We start from the raw sequence: 20589 nt of genomic DNA, 5'->3' as shown, positions 1-20589 counted from the left end.
TGTCTTAACCCTTGATCCAGGGATTGTGGCGCTTGCCTTTTGATGAGACTTGAGGCTTGCGTGATTTCTTGGCTGCAGTTCTTGTTTTATTAGCTTGCTGACGATGGACTTTGGCTCTTTCCTTAGCATTCTCTTCAATGGCGGTATCTCTCGATACGGATGGTTTCGTATCGTTCTCAACTTCACTGCTGATCGACATATTGGATTGCTTCGCTTCGAATGGAGCCGACGGATTGAATGCCGAATCGAGCTGCTGGTCATTTTGCCGATCATACCAGTTCTGTTCATATGGATTTTCAAATGGAGGATATGCTCCTTGAGTTCCCATGAGTTCGGACGGATATCCGTATGGCCTAGCATTGTAGTCCATTCCACCCTGCCAAGGTTGATACGGTACCGCCATGTCCGGTGCATGCTGATAATGCCCGTGTTGCGGCATGTTATAGTGCGGACTAACTTCTCCCCCGTGGCATCCGCAAGGAGACGGGACATAACCATATGTCGGCGCTGTATGATGATGCTCAGGATATGGATGGTAATCGGAACCCATATTCCCTGTATACGATTCGGTGATTGAGAACTGGGAATATTCCAAGCTCATTGGCTGTTCAGAAACACCCGGATATCCTGAAGCTGCATCTCCCCAGCCTTCATTATAGGAAACGGGCATCGCTTCCTGCGGTATATGGTGATACGGATGAACGGCTGTGCCGTAATCGGAACCATGCCAATGTTTAGGTTCATGGCAACCACATGGCCCTTCATGAAAACCACCGTATGGAGGCATCATAAATGCAGGCGCTTCTTGAAAAGGAAACTCCGGACATGGATGCGGCATCATATGAAGTGGCATCTCCGCAAATGGCGGACATGGTTCGGCCATGGGATGGATTGGGTGAGGTAACGGCATGGTTTTAACAGGGTACGTATACTCAGGTTCTATTGGCTTATATGGCGGTTTAAAATCTGATTTAAATTCAGGTTTAAATTCCGGCTTGAAATCAGGCATGATTGCAGGCATGATTGCAGGCTTTTTAAAATCAGGCATGACTTCCGGTTTCTTTACTTCTGGCAGGATCTCTGGTTTCATGACTTCCGGCAGGATGACCGGCTTCTTGATTTCAGGTAAAATCTCCGGTTTGTACTCCGGTTCGAATTTCTTAGGCTCCTCGGGGAAAGGCGAAATCTCAGGAAGTTTCGGCAAAATCAGCGGCTCGGGCTCCTTAACTTCCGGAACAACCGGAGGCTGCTCGATCGGCGCTGTGATTTCTTCCTTTACTCCTGTGTAATCCTTGCTGCCCGGCTTCTTCTTGCCCGGGTTCAAACCACTGCCACTGCTCATCGAACCCCCGTCATCTGCGCCCGACTCCGAATATACGCCTGATGAAGGGATGTTCACGACCTCTCCCACCAGCAGGGCATTCGGATTTTTAAGCTGCGGGTTGGCATCAATGATTTCTCTCAGGGTTACGCCCCATGCCTTCGACAGTTTCCAGAGGGAGTCCCCCTGCTTTACCGTATGCTTATGGATAATGGGTTGGCTGCCGCCTGGTACCGGAACAGGCTCTGTCGGTAATTTGATTTTGGCACCGACATCGAGCTTATTCGGATCCACCAGCTGTGGATTGGCATCGATGATTTTCGCTAAAGGAACGTCGTATTTTTTGGACAGCTCATATAGGGTGTCGCCTTCCTTGACGATGTGTATCTTCACGCCGCTAAAACCTCCTACACTCTTCTAGGCGTCATGTTATTCGCCCGCTTTCGTTACTACATCCTATGCACGGAATAGGCGATTGACATCCCTCTGGGCAAAAAAAATCCTTTCATCGACATGAAAGGATTTTTTAAGTCGTTTATTTAGCTGTCCAAAAACGTTAGGATTCCCACACTTTATAACCGTCTTGATCCACAATTTTGCGGAATTCCTCGAGCAATTGAAGCGTAATTGGACCAGCCTGCCCTTTTCCGATCATCCGTCCGTCAATTTCGCGAGCGGCGATGACCTCGGCGGCGGTTCCTGTAAAAAATACCTCGTCTGCAATATATACGTCATGCATGCTGAAAGGCTCTTCCTTCAATTTAATGCCGAGTTTATCGCACAAATCAATAATCGCCTGACGTGTAATGCCTTCAAGCGCACCAAGGTAGCACGGTGGCGTGGTGACCACGCTGTTTTTCACGATAAAAATATTGTCCCCGGAGCCTTCCGTCACATATCCTTGTGCGTTCATCATGATTGCTTCATCCGCTCCCGCAAAGTTGGATTGTATCTTCACAAGAATATTGTTCAAATAGTTCAGAGACTTGATTTTCGGATTGAGCGCATCCGGAATGTTACGGCGCTGAGCTACGGATACAGCCTTCAAACCGTTCAGATAGGCTTCTTCAGAGTAGATCGCCAGCTGTTCCACAATGATCAACACCGTTGGTTTAGGGCAGCGACGCGGATCCAGACCCAGATTGCCTGCACCTCGGGATACTACGATACGGATGTACCCGTTTCGCATATCGTTGCGCCGAATCGTTTCGGCCGTAGCCTCCAGCAGCTCATCATATGCCAGTGGGATGACTAAATCGATGGACTTGGCGGAATCGTACAGCCGATCCAAGTGTTCCTTGCACTTAAAGATGTTGCCGTTATATATCCGAATGCCTTCGAATATGCCGTCTCCGTACAAAAATCCATGATCAAAAACGGATACTTTTGCATTCTCTTTTGTGACGAATTCTCCATCCAGATAGATCCATTGCTCTGACATTTACTTAACCTCCATTTTCTCACTCTCGTACGCATAGCCCGGATAAGTACCCAGCACACGAACCAAACATCCCAGCGCTTCAATCTCTCCCATGGCGGCGAGCAATAGAACGGAATCCGCTGCGGCCATGACATCGATATAAAAATAGTAATTACCGAGTTTCTTCTTCGTCGGACGGGATTCGATCCGCGACAGGTTCAGGCGCCGCCAAGCAAAAGCAGAAAGCACCTGATGCAGCGCTCCCGGCACATCCTCTGGGAGGGTCACGAGAATGCTGGTCTTGATATGCTCCGGCGAACGGTTGACTGAAATCGGCTCGCGTCCGATCAAGACAAACCGGGTGTAATTGTTATCATGGTCGGTAATACGCTCGGCAAGCAGGTTTAATCCGTGAGTGGCTGCGCCGAGTGAAGTGCCGATCGCCGCCCATCCCTTGCCGGGATTTTCCTTTACGATCTTAACCCCTTCAGACGTGCTGCCTACTTGCTCCAACTCAGCCTGTGGTGCGGCCTTCGCGAGGAACTGACGGCACTGGGCCGTTGCTACTTGGTGGGACCAAATTTTTGTGATTTTACTGTAATCCATCGTACCGTCATTTGAACGGAACTCGGCAGCATTTCCGATCAGGTTTTGAATGGAAGGATAGACCCACTCTACCTGCATCGGCAGATCCACCTCATTGACCAACCAATCCATATGAAGGCTCACGGAGCCTTCGATGGTATTCTCAATCGGGATCACGCTGTAATCGCTTTGTCCTTCTACTGTAGACATAAATACATCAGAGATCAGTTTATGGTGGACAAACTCCACCGGCTCACCGTTAAGGAGATAAAGTATCGCTTCATGAGATACCGATCCTGAGGGCAACAAGGCTATTTTTTTCATGCGGTAACTTCCCCTCTAATCATATCCAAAAAGGATCTATTGTTTATATCATCCAAGAGCTGGACGCCTTCCGCAACTGGATTCAATTGGTAGCACGAAGACGAGATTCCTTCCGCCTTCATCGTCTCCATTAAATACGCGCTCAATTCTTCTATCTGTGAATCGTTCCGATCCACCAACGCAATCATCGTCGGGCCCGCTCCGCTTAGCGCAACACCGAGCGCTCCGTGGCTTGTCGCTTCGGTCAAAATCTTGGTCATCCCTGGCACAAGCGGCACCCGATAGGGTTGGTGAATCCGATCTTGCATTGCAGCCCGAATCAAGTCCAGTCTGCCTGCCGAAAGAGCCGCGGTCATCAAGGAGGATCGACTAATATTATATACAGCATCCGCTAAACTGACCTGGGCGGGCAGCGCTTCCCTTGCTTTGGATGTAGCCAACTCGAAATCGGGAATAACCACGAGCGTTCCGAGGTCTGCTGGAGGTTCAATGCGGATATAATCCGCATGGGCTCCGTCCCATACCGCCGTAATAATCCCTCCAAATAAAGAGGCCCCTACATTATCCGGGTGCTTCTCAAGATCCGTCGCCATGTCAAAAAGCTTGGAATCGGGCAGCGGCGAACCGATCAGCGCATTGGCAGCCGCCAGCGCCCCTACAATCGCCGATGCACTGCTGCCAAGACCGCGGGTAAGCGGAATTTCGGAATACATGGAAATCTCCAGATCAGGAACAGCCTGTCCCGCTTCTTCAAAAACCATCTGAGCCACCTTGTAGATCAGGTTGCTCTTATCCGTCGGCAGACCTCCCATCTCATCACCATGAAGATGGAATACGGTCCGCTCCGACGCCTTCATCTCGATCCAGGAATATAAAGACAATGCCATGCCGAGTGTATCGAATCCAGGTCCCAAATTAGCCGTACTGGCCGGAACCTTCACCCGGACACCTTGAGACAAACTCATACCCGTGCAGCTCCTTCAAGCTTAGCAATAGCATCCATTACGGCTGATTCCGTATCCGATACGACGAGCGGTTCGGCGTTCACGGTAGAAATGGCGATATTCGGATCCTTGAGCCCATGCCCTGTCAGCACACAGACAACGGACTCTCCACCTTTAAAATATCCTTCTCGCTTCATTTTATAAACGCCTGCGATGGAGGCAGCCGATCCTGGCTCGGCAAAAATGCCCTCACGCGATGCAATTTTTCGGTATGCTTCCAAAATTTCTTCATCCGTTACGTAGTTAATCTGTCCACCGGATTCCTCTGCGGCGGCAACCGCGGTTTTCCAGCTGGCTGGGTTCCCGATACGGATGGCAGTCGCTACCGTTTCCGGATTCGCAATAGGCTCTCCCTTCACGATCGCCATAGCACCTTCCGCTTCAAATCCTAGCATTTTCGGTAGTGAAGAGGATTTGCCCGCCGCGTGGTACTCTTTAAATCCTTTCCAGTAAGCGGAGATGTTCCCCGCATTGCCGACCGGAATCGCCAGCACGTCCGGAGCTTTCCCTAACTGGTCTACGACTTCGAATGCAGCCGTCTTCTGGCCTTCGATTCGATAAGGGTTCACGGAGTTCACAAGCGCAATCGGATGCTTCGCCGTAATCTCGCGCACGATTTCCAGCGCGCGGTCAAAATTGCCCTCAATCGCAATAACCTTCGCTCCGTAGATCATTGCCTGGGCGAGCTTGCCCAGCGCAATATTATTGTTCGGAATGATAACGATACAATTTAATCCGCCACGAGCGGCATAAGCAGCAGCTGCTGCTGACGTATTACCCGTGGAAGCGCACATAATAGTACGGCTTCCCTCTTCCATTGCTTTCGCTACGGCCATCACCATCCCGCGGTCTTTAAATGAACCCGTTGGATTAAGCCCTTCAAATTTGAAATGCAGATCAATTCCGAGCTCTTCAGATAGATTCACGGCTTTGATCAAAGGTGTGTTTCCTTCCTTAAGCGTTAAAAGCGGAGTACGCTCATTCACCGGCAAATATTCTCTGTAGGTTTGAAGCAATCCTTCATACGGCATCTCTCATGTTCTCCTTTTCTTATGAAAAAATTATATCGGGTATTTAATGAGTTCTAATCCCTTATCCTTCAACACGGTAAACACTTTTAATCCGGCGGATGACTTCCAGGCCTTCAAAATGATTCAACACTTCATCCATATTGGCTTTGCTCGCATTGTGCGTGACGATGATAATCTCTGCGTCCGGATTATGCTCGTTCGGCTGCTGAACAACCGATTCCAGGCTGACGTTATATTCGGCGAACACCTGCGTAATTTGGGCAAGTACACCTGCTTTATCGTCGACATGAAGCAAAATGAAGTTCTTGTACATAATCTGCTCATCGGTTTTGAGTTTCTTCGGTTTGTAAGGAACGATGGCTTTGAGCCCGTTGACGCCGAGCTTCAGATTCTTGATGACCGCAACCAAGTCTGCAACGACGGATGTAGCGGTTGGCATCTCGCCGGCGCCGGCTCCGTAAAACATCGTTTCACCTACAGCTTCTCCGTATACATAAACCGCGTTAAATACCCCATTCACGGCCGCGATAGGATGTCCTTTTCGAACCATCGTAGGCTGAACAGTGATGCTGAACTCATCGTCCTGACGCTCCGCTATACCCAGAAGCTTCATCTCGTAGCCCAAACGCTTCGCATAGGCGATATCTTCTTTGGTCACTTGCGAGATTCCCTTAACGGTTACATCCTGGAGCTCAACGTTCGTGCGGAAGCCGAGTGTCCCTAGTATCGCCATTTTGCGGGCCGCGTCCAAGCCTTCCACATCGGAGGTCGGATCGGCTTCTGCATAACCGAGCTCCTGAGCTTCAGCCAGGACATCCTCATACGATGCGCCTTCTTGGCTCATCTTGGTCAAAATGAAGTTGGTTGTACCGTTCACGATCCCCATGATTTTCATGATTCGATCCGAGGAGAAGCCTTCAATCAACGTGCGGATAATAGGAATACCGCCAGCAACGCTTGCCTCGTAGAACACGTCGCACTGCTTCTCTTGTGCCTTGGCTAATATTTCGGCACCATGGAGAGCCATCAGATCCTTATTCGCGGTAACGATATGCTTGCCGCGCTCAAGCGCTTCGAGAATATAGGTTTTCGTCTGCTCAATCCCGCCCATCACTTCAACGATGACATCAATCTCAGGATCGCGGATGACCGCCCATGGATCTTCCGTCAGTTTATTCTGGTCCACATTGATACTGCGGTACTTCTCCAAATGTTTGACAGCGATGCGTTCTATCGAAATCGGCGAACCGACCTGGCTGCTCAAATCCTCCTGATGCCCCTCAACGATGCGGACAACCCCTGTTCCTACGGTTCCTAATCCCAAAAGTCCTACTTTGACCGGTTTCATTAATACATACCTCCTGTATCCCATCGCATAGATATCTATTTATTCATCATAACTTAACCCTGGCCTATCATCTGCACTCTTCTTACTCCGGTTATTCGTCTCAATCCGTCGAGCAGATCATCCAGCTCCTCATTAAGCCGGGATACTTCGACGGAAATCACGACATTGGCGATACCCTGCAGTGGAATGCTCTGATGAATGGTTAATACATTCCCGCCTTCACCCGCTACCAGCCCCAGCACTTCGGATAGCATCCCGGAGCGATGTTCCATATCGATAGAAATCGTTACGATTTCATCTCGTTCCAGTTGATTGATAGGATGGATTCCATCCTTGTACTTATAAAAAGCGCTTCGGCTAAGCCCAACTTGCTCAACGGCTTCATGGACCGTCCTAACGTCTCCCGACGCCAGCAATTTTTTCACTTGCATCGTCTTAACCACAGCCTCGGGAAGGATGTCTTCCCGAACCAAATAGTAGCGTTCCTTCACAAACGTCCTCTCCTCAAAGACTACTGTATTCGTATAGTGGACATTATACTGGATATACCAAGTAAGGGCAATACATAAGTGTCCAGTTTTTTTAGATATCCCGATATTTCTTATGTCAACTCTATAGCCTATACTATAACGCAATTCGATTCGGAACACATCGATATTCACGTCAAAATTGTAAATGATGCGTAAGAAAAAGCAGTCTCCGGTATGCGGAAACTGCCGATGAAACAACCATGTTTAAGATTTGAGATCAAACGCTCCGCGTAAAATCTAAGCCACAATCACCGTACCGCAATACTCACATTCTTTTTTCTCCAGATGCGTCACGACCGACCTTGCCCCGCAGCCCGGGCATTCCACAGACTTCGGTCCTGGATCGGGCGTCGCTTCGTTTCGGGTTAATGGCGCTGGTTCAGCCGCAGCTTCTCCCAGTGAATACTGCATTCTCTGTCCATTGTGCGAAACAAATTCCCCTTGGAATGGGGATTGGGTTCTCCTCTGCAAGGACGGGATGATGACGACTCCATTGTCGAGCTTTCCGTTAGGCAGCATACGCCGTTCAAACATGAACGTGATATCCCGGACGGCATGTGCCGGCGTTTGTCTTGCCTCACGAGCGATATGTTCAATCTCGACGAGCCCTCTTTTCATAATGGCATTCGAATAAAATTGCAGCAAACTGTTGAATTTCTTGTCTTCTTTTTTGGCAATCAACAGCATGATGATAGCTGGAACCAGTATAATAACGCCCCAAACGATGGAAGCCGAATAGAGGCCATCGACATCTTTATCATCAATAGTCGCCAGAATCATAAGCAATTCAAAGATTCCATAGGTGATGACCAAAACCCACCCGAAGAGCCGATTGTTTCGTCCCTTACAGTGATTATGGCGATGGGTGACAAGGACCCGAACAGCTGTCAGCACAATGGCCAGCGGAAAAAACAGAACCGCCACCGCAATAATAGAATAATCCACTGTCGTGAATTTCTGTTTAAAGCGCTTGAGATCAGAAGCTTCCATTTTCTATCCCCTCTATCATCTGCATTAGGTTGATCCCGCCTTTGCTTTCAGAAGTTCCGTGTTGCGATCCTGTACCGTTCTAAGGATATCGCGGATGATGTGAACGGTTTGCTCTACCAGCTCATCACGTTGTTCCGCTTGTGTCTCCCCGATCAGCGCCACTTGGTCCTCCAACATCGCGATTTTTTGCTGGATCATATGCTCTACTTCATATAATGAGGTGTGTGTGATTGGATCGCTATACCGAAGCGTTTCCTCAAGCTCGGCCATCTGCCGGTCTAACAAATGAATGTTCTCTCCTGGCATCTCCCCTAGTTTTCTCCGGATTCCCCCGATCCAAGCCACCGTCTCTTTCTTAACCGAAAGATGATCACTTTCCTTCCGTTCATGAGCTCCTGCATATTTTCCCGCCAAAGCTATCAGTCCGAAAACAACCGAAAACCCCAGGAAGGTTATCAGATGAATCATCAAATACGAAGATTCAGGCAGCTTAAATAAATATCCCAGCAGAATAACCTCCAGCAAGACGGAGATTGTATAGATCCCTATAATAACGCCTGAAGCAATATGAAAGGGTGCTCCTGACGAAGCCGCTTTGCGCTGGTGCATGACAAAACCGATAAATACGAGAATGGCCGCCTCGGCGCATCCGAGGGCTATGCCCGATATCCAAGCATTCAGCTGAACGATCCCACTGATCAATCCGAACAGAAGGATGGTTACGACCGGAAGCGCTACGGCAGCCAGCCATAATCTGTTTCGACTTGTGGTCCTTGTGTTCACTCTATTCCCCCGCTTTCACTTCACATCAATTTATGACCGCACTCCATGCAGAACTTCTGGCCCGGTTTGATCTCATGATGACACCCAGGACATGTAAGTTCATGGCTCGACCCGCAGTGCGGGCAAAACTTGGCTTCCGCATCCACCAATTCACCGCATGCCCGGCAAGGCATAGGCAGCGGTGCACCGCACTCCGGACATTCAACAGCACCGGCAGGATGGTCATGACCACACTTAGGGCATGCATGGTAAGGGTCTCCGCAGTGAAGACAAAACTTGGCATTCGGAGGTAGAGGCTGCCCGCAATCGTTGCACCGGACGGTTTTCGCTGGCTCTTGCTCGGCTTGCGCCTGAAGCGATTGGCCGCATCCCGAACAGAATCGGGCTTCTTCCCCGTTCCGTGTTCCGCACTTGGTACATGCCTTCTGGTTGATTGGCATATCATCCTTCTCTAGTTCCGTTGAACTCTCAAACATATGCCGGGCGGTCTCGTACATCGGGCCGACCATCCCAAGTCCCATGCCCAGCCCGGTCCCCATGACCGCTGCCGGGCTGCCGGGATTCTTCGCTGCCCCCTCAAGCGTATTAAAGGTTCTTTCCTGATGATAGGTATATCCGATGATGTCCATCTCCGCTTTCTTCGCTAGCGCCTCCTTGATTCGAACAGCTGCAGGGTCATTCTCCGGTATGTTGATGGAATCTACATAGAAATTCAGCAGAGTGATCCCTATCTCTTCAAATGAAGGCGCAATCGCTTCCATGATATGCTTCGATATTTCCGCTATGTAAGCATTGATCTCCACAACGCTGATTTTTTTGCGAACGATATAGGAGGATATGATTTCCGTAATATTGGACATCAGTACGCCGCGATAATATTTAATCAGGGTGCCCTGGTCAAAAGTTTGCAGCGTACCGACCATGGTCGCCAGAAACTTTCGCGGATCGCTGATCTGTACGCCGAATTGGCCAAAAGCCCGGACCGATACGATAATATTGTATTTCGGATCTTGCAGCTGGATCGGCGAGTTGGTCCCCCATTTGACGTCCAGTGAACGAAGTTTATTCACAAACCAGACTTCTGCCGTAAAGGGAGACTTCCCACCGAATGGAAGATTGATCACATTGGATAAAATCGGTATATTCGCTGTACTCAGCGTATGCCGCCCCGCTGAGAAGGAGTCCAGGGCCTGACCGCCCTTATACAGGATTGCCTCCTGTGTCTCATGAACAATGAGCTGGGTCCAAGTCCCTAACTCCTGATTCGGATAACGCCATGCAAACACATCCGGCGGCCCTTCGTATTTTACAACTTCAATAATCGCCATAGTTCTACTCTCCTTTTTACGCCGTTCCTTCCATCCTGATTGTCTATGGAAAAGGACTATTGTACTACTATTGTATACGATTTACCCGATATGTGGATGCAAAATTTGGAAACCTAAATGGAAAAAGACATATCGAAACAGTTTCACAGGCAGATGCCATAAATCACTGTTCATGTTTACGAGTTATCGATTCATAGAGATACAAGTTCGTTCATAAAAAAAATACCGCCAAGCCTGCTGTTATACAGACTTTGCGGTATTTTTCTTCAAAACGTACTTTTTACGCATTAATAGTAGCTGCTGCCTTCAACAAATTCGAATTCGAAATCGCCAATCCGTACAATGGTGCCTTCTGTCGCGCCCCGTTTCCGGAGTTCTTCATCAACGCCCATATGACGCATGGTTCTTGCAAGCTTCAGAATCGCATCATGTGAATTCATCTGCATCCGTTTCAGCATCCGCTCAATTCGCTCGCTATGCACCACATACATCTCATTATCCCTAGTGACGGTGAAGGAGTTGTCGTTTTGCGCTTTGAATTTATACACCTTACGCTCGGAAACCTCGGATACTTCTTCAATCGCTGGCTCATCCGGAATACTTTCGAGCACATCGATCGTGCGATAAAGAAGTTCCTGGATACCTTGTCGGGTCAGCGAGGAAATCGGCATGACCTCGATGTCCGGACGGATTTCCTTCACCTTCTCTTTAAAGGCTGCCAAATACTCTTCCGCCTCCGGCATATCCATTTTATTAGCGGCTACGATTTGCGGCCGATCGACCAGAACCGGGTTGTAAAGCCTGATTTCATCATTGATTTTTTCCCAGTCCTCAAACGGATCCCTTCCTTCCGTGCCTGCCATATCCACAACATGGATAATGACGCGTGTTCTTTCCACGTGCCGGAGGAATTCGTGACCAAGTCCCACGCCTTCATGAGCACCCTCAATCAGACCAGGCAAGTCAGCCATTACGAAATTGCGACCGTCTCCAACCTCAACCATTCCCAAATTCGGTGTTATGGTCGTAAAGTGGTATGCGCCGATCTTCGGCTGAGCCGCAGATACAACGGATAACAAGGTTGATTTGCCTACGCTAGGGAACCCGACGAGACCTACATCAGCCATCACTTTAAGTTCCAGGGTTACGTAACGCTCTTCGCCTTCCTCACCGTTCTCGGCAAGTTCAGGCGCCGGATTGTTCGGCGTAGCAAAGCGGATATTTCCACGCCCTCCACGGCCTCCTCTGGCAACAACAACCTGCTGACCGTGTCGGGTCAAATCTCCAATCACCTCACCGGTATCGTCATCCATTAAGATGGTACCCGGCGGGATACGGACAATCATGCTATCCGCATTGGCGCCATGCTGACTTTTATTGCGGCCTTTTTCCCCGCGCTTGGCCTTAAAATGCTTCTGGTAACGGAAATCCATCAACGTGCGCAGTCCTTCGTCCACCCGGAAAATCACGTCGCCGCCCTTACCGCCGTCACCGCCGGCAGGTCCGCCTTCAGGAACGTATTTCTCTCGACGGAACGCAATGAGACCATCTCCGCCGTCTCCGCCTTTTACATATACTTTTGCCTTATCTACAAACATGAAATCACCTTCCTCAAGTCACAAACGGCAAATACAAACGATACGAGGTCTCCCCCGGCTCCGTCTGCTCCACCCGAATGCCTTCGCCTTTTACGGATTGTTCAATCTGAAGCTTCAAGCTGTCCGGGTCACCAAAGGATCCTTCTCCTTGTGCCCATACCATCAGCTCTTGTTCTTGCTGCATAAATGTTAATGTTAATTGCCGGGTATCCCCCCAGGACGCTTTTCCGCTCAATTGAAAAGCTCTCACCGTTTGAATGATTGCTTCGGTAAAAGACTCCGCCGTTTGTGGCGATACTTTGTCTTCCAGTTGTACCTGGTCCACAACTTCAACGTCGAGCTGCAGATTGTTGCTGTACGTACGGTATGAATGTAAATAAAAAACCAGCGAAGGAATGCCTAGCTTAGAGATTCTGCTCTCCGTCGCCATCCTGTCCTTTATTCTTTCCACAGAACCCACTGTTTTATCAAGCTTTCCAAGTTGAATGTAGCCGTACAAAATTTGAAGCTCATTCATCCAATCATGACGATGGTGATTCAGCATCTGAATCGCCGTCGACTCCATATTCCGAACGATGGCTTGCTGTCTACGCTCGTCCGATTTTCGGACAAGCCATGCACCGCAGACAGACGCAGTGACAGCCCAAACCGTCAACACTGCTCCTGCAGCCAAAGTCGGTTTCCATACCATCCATGCTACGGGTATTACGGAGGTTAACCCCGCCCCAGCTGCTATCCATTTCCAGGATTTCATCGCTTCTCCTCGTCTTTCAACAGCAATTGGTTACATTCACCAAATCCCAGTATATCATAGACTTTCAGGACGGTTCATCCCCTGGATGATGATCTTTACGCAATTTACAAAAAAAGAAGCCCCGGCAACGATGCCGAAAGGCTTCTTCTGTATGCAGCATAAGAAACGATTAAGCTTCTACTGCAGCCGCTACTGGAGCGACATCAACCGGGTAGACGCTCACTTTCTTGCGATCACGACCCCAACGTTCAAATTTCACAACGCCGTCAACTTTCGCAAACAAAGTATCGTCTTTACCGATACCTACGTTCGTGCCTGGATGAATTTTCGTTCCGCGTTGGCGAACCAAGATGCTGCCGCCAGTCACTGCTTGACCGTCCGCACGTTTCACACCAAGACGTTTCGATTCGCTATCGCGACCGTTCTTTGTGGAACCTACACCTTTTTTCGATGCGAATAACTGAAGATCCAATTTCAACATGTTGTCTACCTCCTTCTTCAAGTAGTCAATTCTTGTATTCTTATATACTTGCCGTATGAATCGGCAATTCCCTGTAACATAACAACCATGGATTCGAGAAGCAGTTGAACTTGTCCCGAGACGGAATCGTCTGCCGTCGGCGGAAGATTCGCGCTAAGAAAGCCGCCCTTCATCCGGGTCTCCATAACAGTTCCGGTTAACGCTTCAATGGAATTGACCGTTCCCACTGTAATGCTGGAAACTCCAGCACATACAATATCTTCTCCAGGATTGGCATATCCCGCGTGCCCCGTAACCTTGAAGCTATGGATCCGTCCATCTCCCCCGCGCAGTACTTGTACAGTAATCAATTACCGCACCTACTTACGCTTGGATTTTCTCGATGGTTACTTTAGTGTAAGGTTGACGATGACCTTGCTTCTTGTGGTAGTTCTTCTTCGGCTTGTATTTGTATACAACGACCTTACGGCCTTTACCGTGCTTCTCTACCTTCGCAGTTACAGTTGCACCGGAAACAACCGGCGTACCTGCTACCAAACCGTCCTCTTTGGATACGGCCAGTACACGGTCGAAAGTCACGCTCTCGCCGTCACCTGCAGTCAGCTTCTCGATGAACAATACGTCGCCCTCTTGAACTTTGTATTGTTTACCACCTGTTTCGATAATAGCGTACATTTGCTTGCACCTCCCTATGTCTCAGACTCGCCTAGTTTAAGGTGTCCGTCCTAAGCAGGAACGTCCTTGCTAACCCAACCGGAGCGGTTACAGCATGTGCAGCAATTCATCACTAGACACATACCCAATGATAATATCATATCCCATGTTCACCGTCAACATCATTGTTCGATAACAACGCCTCTGCCCCCACAAGCCCCGCAGGGCTTGGCAAATGGGAGCGAAGAGCTTTCTCTAGCTTTTTTGCGGGTCATTTCCAGCAGTCCCAGCCTGGTCCAACCCACCACAAAGCTCTTGGCACGGTCCTTGCGCATCACAGCCTCCATGGCAGAAACAACCTGCTCCCGATACTCTTCACGATCCATATCGATGAAATCAACGATGATAATGCCTCCGATATCCCAGAGCCGCAAGATTCTTGCAATCTGCTGCGCCGCCATAAGATTTGTCTTCAGCACCGTTTCCTCGAAATTATCGCCACCGATATATTTGGCTGTATTCACGTCCATGATGGTCATGGCCTCCGTCTGATCTACAACGATGGTTACACCCTCGGGAAGCGTGATTTTCCTTGCAAAGCCAGCTCTCATCTGCTCGTCCAACCCATAAGCATGAAAAATCGGACTTCCTTCCGAATAATATGTAACCTTTGGCTCTATACCAGGAACGGTTTCCCTCAGATAGCTCTTGGTTTCCTCGCCTTTGAGCTTGCTGTCGATCACAAGTTCGTCATGAAGCGGATCAAAGGCATCGCGGAGAAAACGCTGCAGCATACCTAAATCGCGATGAAGAAGCGTCGGAGCAGGAGAAGATTCGCCCTTGTCGAGAATTCGCGCCCATTCTTTTCGCAGATACTCAAGATCTCCCTTAAGAAATTCTAAAGGCTCGTCCTCCGATACCGTGCGGATAATGATCCCCTCTTCGTCTGTGCGGAGCTGATCTCCGATACTCTTGAGCCTTGCTCTTTCCGCATCACGTCCAATTTTCTTGGAGACGGCAACATAATCCGCAGTAGGCATGTACACCATGCATCTACCAGGAAGCGAGAAATGGGTAGTGACCCGCGCCCCCTTGCCACCTCTCGGTTCCTTCATCACCTGCACGATCAATTCCTGGCCAACTGTTAGCAGCTCCGATATGGACGGCTTCTGCTTGGGCTGCTTCTCTAAATGAGGATGGAGCACATCATCAATATATAGAAATGCATTCTTCTTCAGCCCGATATCTACAAAAGCCGCCTGCATGCCCGGCAGCACATTAACAACCCTGCCCTTATAAAAACTACCGACTACACTTTCCTCACGACTCCGCTCAACGGCGAATTCTGCTAACCTCCCATCTTCGATGAGGGCCATCTGAATGGTCTCATGTTCACAATGAACTATCATTTGCCTCATGGCTTCACCCCTCAAATGGAAGACGATATTCTATTTTTTTATCCTAACACAATTTCAGATGATATGAATGGATAAAGAATCATGGCCCGCCCTGCGTCTTCCTCATGGTGTTTACGATTTACGCATACCAGGGCGGACCATTTGATGCAAAATAAGAAGAGATCACATGCTGCTCCGGAACGACGGCAAGCAGGCTGCCTCGTCCGCTCATGACATAAATGAGATGATACTTCTCTCGTTTAAATAGACGCATGATATCATCTAAAGGTTTCGAAGAATCTGCAACGATTGGCTGGGCAGGACCGAGTCCGTCCAAATTCCGTTCATAAATCCCGCTCCGATTAACCAAAAATCGTAAGAACCGGTAATGCACATTCCGATAGTCTTCAAAATTGGAATACGCTAAAAAGAGACCGATCATCAGCACATTTAAACGGATACCGCCGCCGGAGAATAACGGCTGCAAGCCGTATCCGATCATGATCAAGCTGCACAAAATGCCGGCGCGGGAAGCCCACAGCAAGGTCGCATGATATGGGGCGAGCAGGCTCATGAGTGCTTGCAGCACTTTGCCGCCATCCAGTGGCAGAATCGGGAGAAGGTTAAACAGCGCAATGATGAGATTCCCCTGAATGATATAAGATAACAGCTGCTCGTCTCCCCACCCCGCCCATCTACACACCAGGGTAATTCCAATCATGATGACATTTTGCAGCGGACCTGCAAGCGCAATGATGATTTCCTTCATCGCGGTCATTCTGCCGTCATCTTCAATGACAGCAACGCCGCCGAACGGCAGCATCTGAATGGCTCGTACCTTGAACCCCATCGCTGCCGCTGCGGCGGCGTGTCCCAATTCATGAATAAACACGATAATAAACAGGGTCAGCAATTCTAAAAAGCGACCGGTGAATACAGAGGCCAGCATGACAATAACAAAGAGAGGATGCAGCGACAATACCGTTCCCTTAAACTTAATCAAACGGAATCACTTCCGCCGGATCGACACCACGATTCCCCTCTTTCAGTTCGAAATAAAGGGCGGGCGGGCTGCCTGTGCCTGAAGACGCCAATGTGCCGATAATATCTCCACCTTGGACCCAATCGTTTACCTTAAGTCCCGTTTCTGCCAGCCTGCTGTATATCGCCGTTCTCTCTCCTGTATGCTGTATGAGAATGGTGACCCCATTCTCAGGATGATCTTTAACCTCAAGCACGCGTCCAGTCTCTATACTCTTAACCGCCCGGTCTGCTAAAGAACCCCCTCCGGCTTCCAAAACAATGCCTTTAAGATCCACAGCAAAGGATTGGACCACCTTTCCGGAAAGCGGAGGAACTAAAGTAGTCCCGGCATTTACCTTCGTCGAGTGCTCGTCAGTTTGTCCAAAAATCGGAATAAAGGAAGGCGCGCTTCCAAAGTGCTCCTCGTACCATACTTGAGCTGCCTGAAAATCCATCTCATGGCTCAGTCCCTCAACAATAAAAGCTTGTGTACGAAGAGCCCACGGCTGCTGAAACGAAAATACCCCCCATGCCAATCCAAACACCAGCGCACTGACGATCACGCGGCGCACCAAGCCCGACAGAAACGAAGCTTTTCTTGGAGGTTCCCCCGGATCACCGGGATCCAGCGTACCATACCAACCGCGGTGCCCTTGCTTCCAAAGCTGCTCGGGATCGGGTTCCCTCTCTGCGAGACGTGGGGATGGATTCGCTCTGTGATCCTGTATAAAGCCTGTCTTGTGAAGATTGAGATTGGCAGGCTTCCTCTCGGGAACGGGCGTCCATGACGACTTATCATGTGGTACCGGAGACTGTTCCCCTTCCAGCAGCTCGCGAATGCGGGCTTCTCTTCGGTTCTTAACTGAAGTTTTGATGTCCATTGTTCTTTCCCCCTTGGGGCTTGTTTTCTTACTCTATCCTATGAGGAGATGAAAGATATTTAGAACAAGCCCTATTGAAGAGGCGCGCAGAATGCATGCATATCAAAACAGCGTCGATGAAGTAAACAAAAAACCGATGCCTCTCGGCACCGGTTCGTGTTAATCCCTTAACCCATTCCAAAAAACTTTTTGAATTTAGTGAACATTCCTTTTTTCTGATGGATTTGCATCAGAGGAACGGTGTCACCCAGGATACGACGGGCGATGTTTCTATAGGCGATGGCTGCCTGGGAGTCCGGATTCATCACCGTAGGCTCCCCGATGTTGGCCGCTTTAATGACCATTTCATCATCTGGCACGATACCGATCAGATCAATATTCAGCACCTGCAGCACATCTTCAATCTCCAGCATGTCGCCGGATTTCACCATGTTCGGGCGAATCCGATTCACCACGAGCTTCGGAGACTCGACATGCGAGCTCTCCAGCAGGCCGATAATCCGATCTGCGTCCCGCACGGCCGCATTCTCGGGCGTTGTAACCACAATCGCTTTATCTGCACCGGCAATGGCATTCTTAAATCCTTGCTCGATTCCAGCCGGACAATCGATAATGACGTATTCGAATTCTTTTTTCAATTCAAGTACGATATCTTTCACCTGCTCCGGAGAAACGGCATTCTTGTCTTTGGTCTGGGCTGCAGGAAGCATATACAGCTCATCAAAGCGCTTATCCTTGATTAGCGCCTGGTTAAGTCGGCATCGCCCTTCTGCAACGTCGCACAAATCGTATATTATCCGGTTTTCCAGGCCCATCACGACATCCAAATTACGAAGACCGATGTCCGTATCAACCAGACACACTTTTTTACCGAGCAGTGCCAAAGCTGTGCCGATGTTCGCCGATGTCGTCGTTTTACCGACTCCGCCTTTACCTGAAGTTACGACGATTGCCTCTCCCATGTTCTACACCCCTTTAAACACATTAAAATCCCGACCCAAACGTGAGATGTTGCTGATCTTATCGATCTCCATGCTTCCGTCCTTCAAATACGCAAACTCCATGACCGTTTCCCGCGTCTCCCACTCATCCGGCGGTCTGCTGATCATCTGGGAGATACGGAGCTGGGTGGGGGCAAAATACGAAGCCGCTATAATCGCTTCCTCGTTGCCCTCTACACCGGCGTGCGCGGTTCCACGCAGAGCTCCCAATATGTAGATATCGCCAGTACACGTTATGGTCCCGCCGGGATTCACATCGCCGAGGAACAAGAGATCGCCGTCATGATGCAGCACCTGTCCGGAACGCACCATTCCCGTCTTAAGCGTAAGCTTCTCCTCTGGGATGAGCTCGGACTCAAGCAGCGGCGACTCCACATTACGTATCAGCAGGTTGCCCTTTTGCTTCAATATGTCAAGAATCGTCTGCTTCTCTTCTTCGGAAATTTTCCGGGAACCCAGCTTCACATCCACATGAATGATAGGTCCGGTCAAAATATTCTGATGACTGTGCTCCAATTTATAGCGCAGCTCGTCGAGCAACTCCTCCAGCTCGCACTGGTCATCAAGCAGGAATACCAGGCCATCTTTGATGCCCTTAATCGTTACATGATTGGATTTTACAGCCATAAGCCTGTCCCTCCCATCCCTATACATTTCGCGCTCAAACCTTCAAGTTCCTGCTAGTCTAGTAAAATGTCATAATGGAGGGTTCAGGATGCCTTCCTTCTCTGATTCTTCGTAACCAACTCAATCTGCTTGCGAAGAGGAACGTAAATCGCCAGAGCAAAGGCAAAATGAACAAGGAGATTGGGTAGCATATGATGAAGCAGTGACCAATTATAAGAAGTCGGATTGAGTCGAAACACCTTATATATGCCAAAAAGCGTACTGTCAAACAACAAACTTCCCAGGATGACAACGGTCATCATCATGGGCAGAGGTGCCCGCGGGGACTTGAATACAAGTCCCACCAGATATGCGGATACGCCCATAGCAAACGAATAAGTGCCAATCATCTCGCCGTAATACACGATATCGTGAAGCATGCCGAATAAGAGTCCGAGCACCAGCCCCGTGTGGCGATGATAATAAATCGAAACAAAAAACAAGCAGACCAATACAAAGTTAGGATAAATCTGAAGCTGCAGCGAGCTTGGCGTTAACCAGAAAACCACCGTGCCCTGCAGGATAAACAGCACGAACAGCAACAGGACCAGAATCTGTTTACGTGCCATCTTATTCAGGCTCCTCAGGCGTAAAGACGATGATCAGATACTTCCAGTCATCAAACTTGGCCGCTGGTTTGATCGTAGCTGTTCTGCTCTGACCGTATTGGCTTACCTGAACACTTTTTACCTCACCAATAATCAAGCCCTGTGGTATAACGCCTCCGGCACCGGATGAAATGATTTTATCGCCTTTCTTGATCGGATCATTCTCCTGAATACGCGTCATCTGCAGTGTGTTGGTCTTCTCATCGTAACTCTCAACCACGCCAAACGTTTTGTCCTCTTTCCCGATGGCCGTCACCGAAATCGGCTGCGGATTCGGATCCTGTGCGTCCATCGTTGTCAACAGTTTCACCGTAGAGGTGAAATTGCTTACGCTGCTAACAATGCCGACCATGCCGTCCACTGTCGTGACCGACATATTAGGGCGAACCCCATCGCGCTCGCCAAGATCGACGACAAGTGTCCGGTTATTCGGATCCGAGTTGACGCTGAGCACCTGGGCCGTACGGTACTCATATTTGTCACGATTTTTCTGGTTCTCTGTAAAATGGAGCTGATCCCGAAGCTTTTCGTAATTAGCTTTCATCGTGTTATAATTCGCACTCTCTCGAGAATATTGGGCAACCGCTCTCCGCAGCTCCTCATTCTCTTCATAGATCTCCTTCATGTTCCGTACATCTTCAAAGAAACCCGCTATATAGGCAGCGGGCTTATAAAACACACTTTGCACAAAACCGACCGTATCTTTGACAAATTTTTCAGGCCAAGATAAAGAAGCTCTCGGGCCGAGCGTAAACCCCATAATAGCGATAAACGCTACCAGCCCGATGAGCATAATAAACAATCGCTTATTACCTAGCAGCTTAAACAGTTGCAGCACCCTCTAACTTACTGTTTTCTCTCC

The 20589-nt window shown here is 49.2% G+C and carries 22 protein-coding genes; all 22 read right to left on the bottom strand.

What is annotated here, in order from left to right:
• Nucleotides 1–4: 4 nt before the first annotated feature.
• Nucleotides 5–1714 carry a LysM peptidoglycan-binding domain-containing protein gene (locus NYE54_RS08810; protein WP_339271608.1) on the bottom strand — a complete coding sequence of 570 codons (1710 nt, stop codon included), beginning with the start codon at nucleotides 1712–1714 and terminating at the stop codon, nucleotides 5–7.
• A gap of 163 nt (nucleotides 1715–1877) precedes the next feature.
• Nucleotides 1878–2762, bottom strand: coding sequence for a branched-chain-amino-acid transaminase (gene ilvE / locus NYE54_RS08805; protein WP_339271606.1), 885 nt, complete (start codon nucleotides 2760–2762; stop codon nucleotides 1878–1880).
• Nucleotides 2763–3650, bottom strand: a complete 888-nt coding sequence (gene pheA, locus NYE54_RS08800) for a prephenate dehydratase (RefSeq protein ID WP_339271604.1) — start codon at nucleotides 3648–3650, stop codon at nucleotides 2763–2765.
• On the bottom strand, nucleotides 3647–4615 hold the full coding sequence (gene thrB / locus NYE54_RS08795) for a homoserine kinase (RefSeq protein ID WP_339271602.1): 969 nt from the start codon (nucleotides 4613–4615) through the stop codon (nucleotides 3647–3649). Before thrB ends, pheA begins: the two co-directional genes overlap by 4 nt.
• Nucleotides 4612–5685, bottom strand: a complete 1074-nt coding sequence (gene thrC / locus NYE54_RS08790) for a threonine synthase (protein WP_076323143.1) — start codon at nucleotides 5683–5685, stop codon at nucleotides 4612–4614. The genes thrB and thrC overlap by 4 nt, the downstream gene beginning before the upstream one ends.
• Nucleotides 5686–5746: 61 nt before the next feature.
• On the bottom strand, nucleotides 5747–7033 hold the full coding sequence (locus NYE54_RS08785; RefSeq protein WP_339271601.1) for a homoserine dehydrogenase: 1287 nt from the start codon (nucleotides 7031–7033) through the stop codon (nucleotides 5747–5749).
• Nucleotides 7034–7086: 53 nt separating this feature from the next.
• Nucleotides 7087–7524: an ACT domain-containing protein gene (locus NYE54_RS08780; protein ID WP_063478870.1), complete on the bottom strand. Its 438-nt coding sequence runs from the start codon at nucleotides 7522–7524 to the stop codon at nucleotides 7087–7089.
• Nucleotides 7525–7800: 276 nt separating this feature from the next.
• Nucleotides 7801–8553: a hypothetical protein gene (locus NYE54_RS08775; RefSeq protein WP_339271599.1), complete on the bottom strand. Its 753-nt coding sequence runs from the start codon at nucleotides 8551–8553 to the stop codon at nucleotides 7801–7803.
• Nucleotides 8554–8577: 24 nt separating this feature from the next.
• Complete coding sequence (locus tag NYE54_RS08770; RefSeq protein ID WP_339271598.1) at nucleotides 8578–9336, bottom strand: hypothetical protein; 759 nt, start codon at nucleotides 9334–9336, stop codon at nucleotides 8578–8580.
• Nucleotides 9337–9356: 20 nt separating this feature from the next.
• Nucleotides 9357–10664, bottom strand: a complete 1308-nt coding sequence (locus NYE54_RS08765; protein WP_339271596.1) for an SPFH domain-containing protein — start codon at nucleotides 10662–10664, stop codon at nucleotides 9357–9359.
• 287 nt (nucleotides 10665–10951) lie between these two features.
• Nucleotides 10952–12262, bottom strand: coding sequence for a GTPase ObgE (gene obgE / locus NYE54_RS08760; protein ID WP_076323137.1), 1311 nt, complete (start codon nucleotides 12260–12262; stop codon nucleotides 10952–10954).
• Between the two features lie 13 nt (nucleotides 12263–12275).
• A complete protein-coding gene (locus NYE54_RS08755) occupies nucleotides 12276–13016 on the bottom strand; it encodes a Spo0B domain-containing protein (protein WP_339271593.1) in 741 nt (246 codons plus the stop codon).
• A 169-nt stretch (nucleotides 13017–13185) separates the two neighbouring features.
• On the bottom strand, nucleotides 13186–13497 hold the full coding sequence (gene rpmA / locus NYE54_RS08750; protein ID WP_015734021.1) for a 50S ribosomal protein L27: 312 nt from the start codon (nucleotides 13495–13497) through the stop codon (nucleotides 13186–13188).
• Nucleotides 13498–13514: 17 nt separating this feature from the next.
• The gene (locus NYE54_RS08745; protein WP_076323135.1) at nucleotides 13515–13847 is read right to left on the bottom strand and encodes a ribosomal-processing cysteine protease Prp; all 333 of its coding nucleotides are present in this window, start codon (nucleotides 13845–13847) and stop codon (nucleotides 13515–13517) included.
• A gap of 13 nt (nucleotides 13848–13860) precedes the next feature.
• Complete coding sequence (gene rplU / locus NYE54_RS08740) at nucleotides 13861–14172, bottom strand: 50S ribosomal protein L21 (protein WP_006208810.1); 312 nt, start codon at nucleotides 14170–14172, stop codon at nucleotides 13861–13863.
• Between the two features lie 161 nt (nucleotides 14173–14333).
• Nucleotides 14334–15569 (bottom strand): Rne/Rng family ribonuclease, encoded by a 1236-nt coding sequence (locus NYE54_RS08735; RefSeq protein ID WP_339271591.1) that lies wholly within the window; start codon nucleotides 15567–15569, stop codon nucleotides 14334–14336.
• A 118-nt stretch (nucleotides 15570–15687) separates the two neighbouring features.
• Entirely contained in the window at nucleotides 15688–16551 is an 864-nt protein-coding gene (locus tag NYE54_RS08730) for a M50 family metallopeptidase (RefSeq protein ID WP_213647985.1), read from the bottom strand.
• On the bottom strand, nucleotides 16544–17452 hold the full coding sequence (locus tag NYE54_RS08725; RefSeq protein WP_339271588.1) for a M23 family metallopeptidase: 909 nt from the start codon (nucleotides 17450–17452) through the stop codon (nucleotides 16544–16546). The genes NYE54_RS08730 and NYE54_RS08725 overlap by 8 nt, the downstream gene beginning before the upstream one ends.
• 167 nt (nucleotides 17453–17619) lie before the next feature.
• Complete coding sequence (gene minD / locus NYE54_RS08720; protein ID WP_009594006.1) at nucleotides 17620–18414, bottom strand: septum site-determining protein MinD; 795 nt, start codon at nucleotides 18412–18414, stop codon at nucleotides 17620–17622.
• Between the two features lie 3 nt (nucleotides 18415–18417).
• The gene (locus NYE54_RS08715; RefSeq protein WP_339271585.1) at nucleotides 18418–19080 is read right to left on the bottom strand and encodes a septum site-determining protein MinC; all 663 of its coding nucleotides are present in this window, start codon (nucleotides 19078–19080) and stop codon (nucleotides 18418–18420) included.
• An 83-nt stretch (nucleotides 19081–19163) separates the two neighbouring features.
• Nucleotides 19164–19688, bottom strand: coding sequence for a rod shape-determining protein MreD (gene mreD / locus NYE54_RS08710; protein ID WP_098742545.1), 525 nt, complete (start codon nucleotides 19686–19688; stop codon nucleotides 19164–19166).
• A 1-nt stretch (nucleotide 19689) separates the two neighbouring features.
• Nucleotides 19690–20565 (bottom strand): rod shape-determining protein MreC, encoded by an 876-nt coding sequence (gene mreC / locus NYE54_RS08705; RefSeq protein ID WP_339271582.1) that lies wholly within the window; start codon nucleotides 20563–20565, stop codon nucleotides 19690–19692.
• Between the last annotated feature and the right edge of the window lie 24 nt (nucleotides 20566–20589).

It is taken from the genome of Paenibacillus sp. FSL K6-1330 (assembly GCF_037976825.1).
Classification (GTDB): Bacteria; Bacillota; Bacilli; order Paenibacillales; family Paenibacillaceae; genus Paenibacillus_AQ.
This window is presented reverse-complemented; position numbering and strand designations above follow the sequence as displayed.

What these genes read in the sequence shown, in the direction of transcription:
- ilvE (WP_339271606.1), bottom strand. Translation starts at nt 2,762, where the DNA reads ATGTCAGAGCAATGGATCTATCTGGATGGAGAATTCGTCACAAAAGAG.
- pheA (WP_339271604.1), bottom strand. Translation starts at nt 3,650, where the DNA reads ATGAAAAAAATAGCCTTGTTGCCCTCAGGATCGGTATCTCATGAAGCG.
- thrB (WP_339271602.1), bottom strand. Translation starts at nt 4,615, where the DNA reads ATGAGTTTGTCTCAAGGTGTCCGGGTGAAGGTTCCGGCCAGTACGGCT.
- thrC (WP_076323143.1), bottom strand. Translation starts at nt 5,685, where the DNA reads ATGCCGTATGAAGGATTGCTTCAAACCTACAGAGAATATTTGCCGGTG.
- NYE54_RS08785 (WP_339271601.1), bottom strand. Translation starts at nt 7,033, where the DNA reads ATGAAACCGGTCAAAGTAGGACTTTTGGGATTAGGAACCGTAGGAACA.
- NYE54_RS08775 (WP_339271599.1), bottom strand. Translation starts at nt 8,553, where the DNA reads ATGGAAGCTTCTGATCTCAAGCGCTTTAAACAGAAATTCACGACAGTG.
- NYE54_RS08765 (WP_339271596.1), bottom strand. Translation starts at nt 10,664, where the DNA reads ATGGCGATTATTGAAGTTGTAAAATACGAAGGGCCGCCGGATGTGTTT.
- obgE (WP_076323137.1), bottom strand. Translation starts at nt 12,262, where the DNA reads ATGTTTGTAGATAAGGCAAAAGTATATGTAAAAGGCGGAGACGGCGGA.
- NYE54_RS08755 (WP_339271593.1), bottom strand. Translation starts at nt 13,016, where the DNA reads ATGAAATCCTGGAAATGGATAGCAGCTGGGGCGGGGTTAACCTCCGTA.
- rpmA (WP_015734021.1), bottom strand. Translation starts at nt 13,497, where the DNA reads ATGTTGAAATTGGATCTTCAGTTATTCGCATCGAAAAAAGGTGTAGGT.
- rplU (WP_006208810.1), bottom strand. Translation starts at nt 14,172, where the DNA reads ATGTACGCTATTATCGAAACAGGTGGTAAACAATACAAAGTTCAAGAG.
- NYE54_RS08735 (WP_339271591.1), bottom strand. Translation starts at nt 15,569, where the DNA reads ATGAGGCAAATGATAGTTCATTGTGAACATGAGACCATTCAGATGGCC.
- NYE54_RS08725 (WP_339271588.1), bottom strand. Translation starts at nt 17,452, where the DNA reads ATGGACATCAAAACTTCAGTTAAGAACCGAAGAGAAGCCCGCATTCGC.
- minD (WP_009594006.1), bottom strand. Translation starts at nt 18,414, where the DNA reads ATGGGAGAGGCAATCGTCGTAACTTCAGGTAAAGGCGGAGTCGGTAAA.
- NYE54_RS08715 (WP_339271585.1), bottom strand. Translation starts at nt 19,080, where the DNA reads ATGGCTGTAAAATCCAATCATGTAACGATTAAGGGCATCAAAGATGGC.
- mreD (WP_098742545.1), bottom strand. Translation starts at nt 19,688, where the DNA reads ATGGCACGTAAACAGATTCTGGTCCTGTTGCTGTTCGTGCTGTTTATC.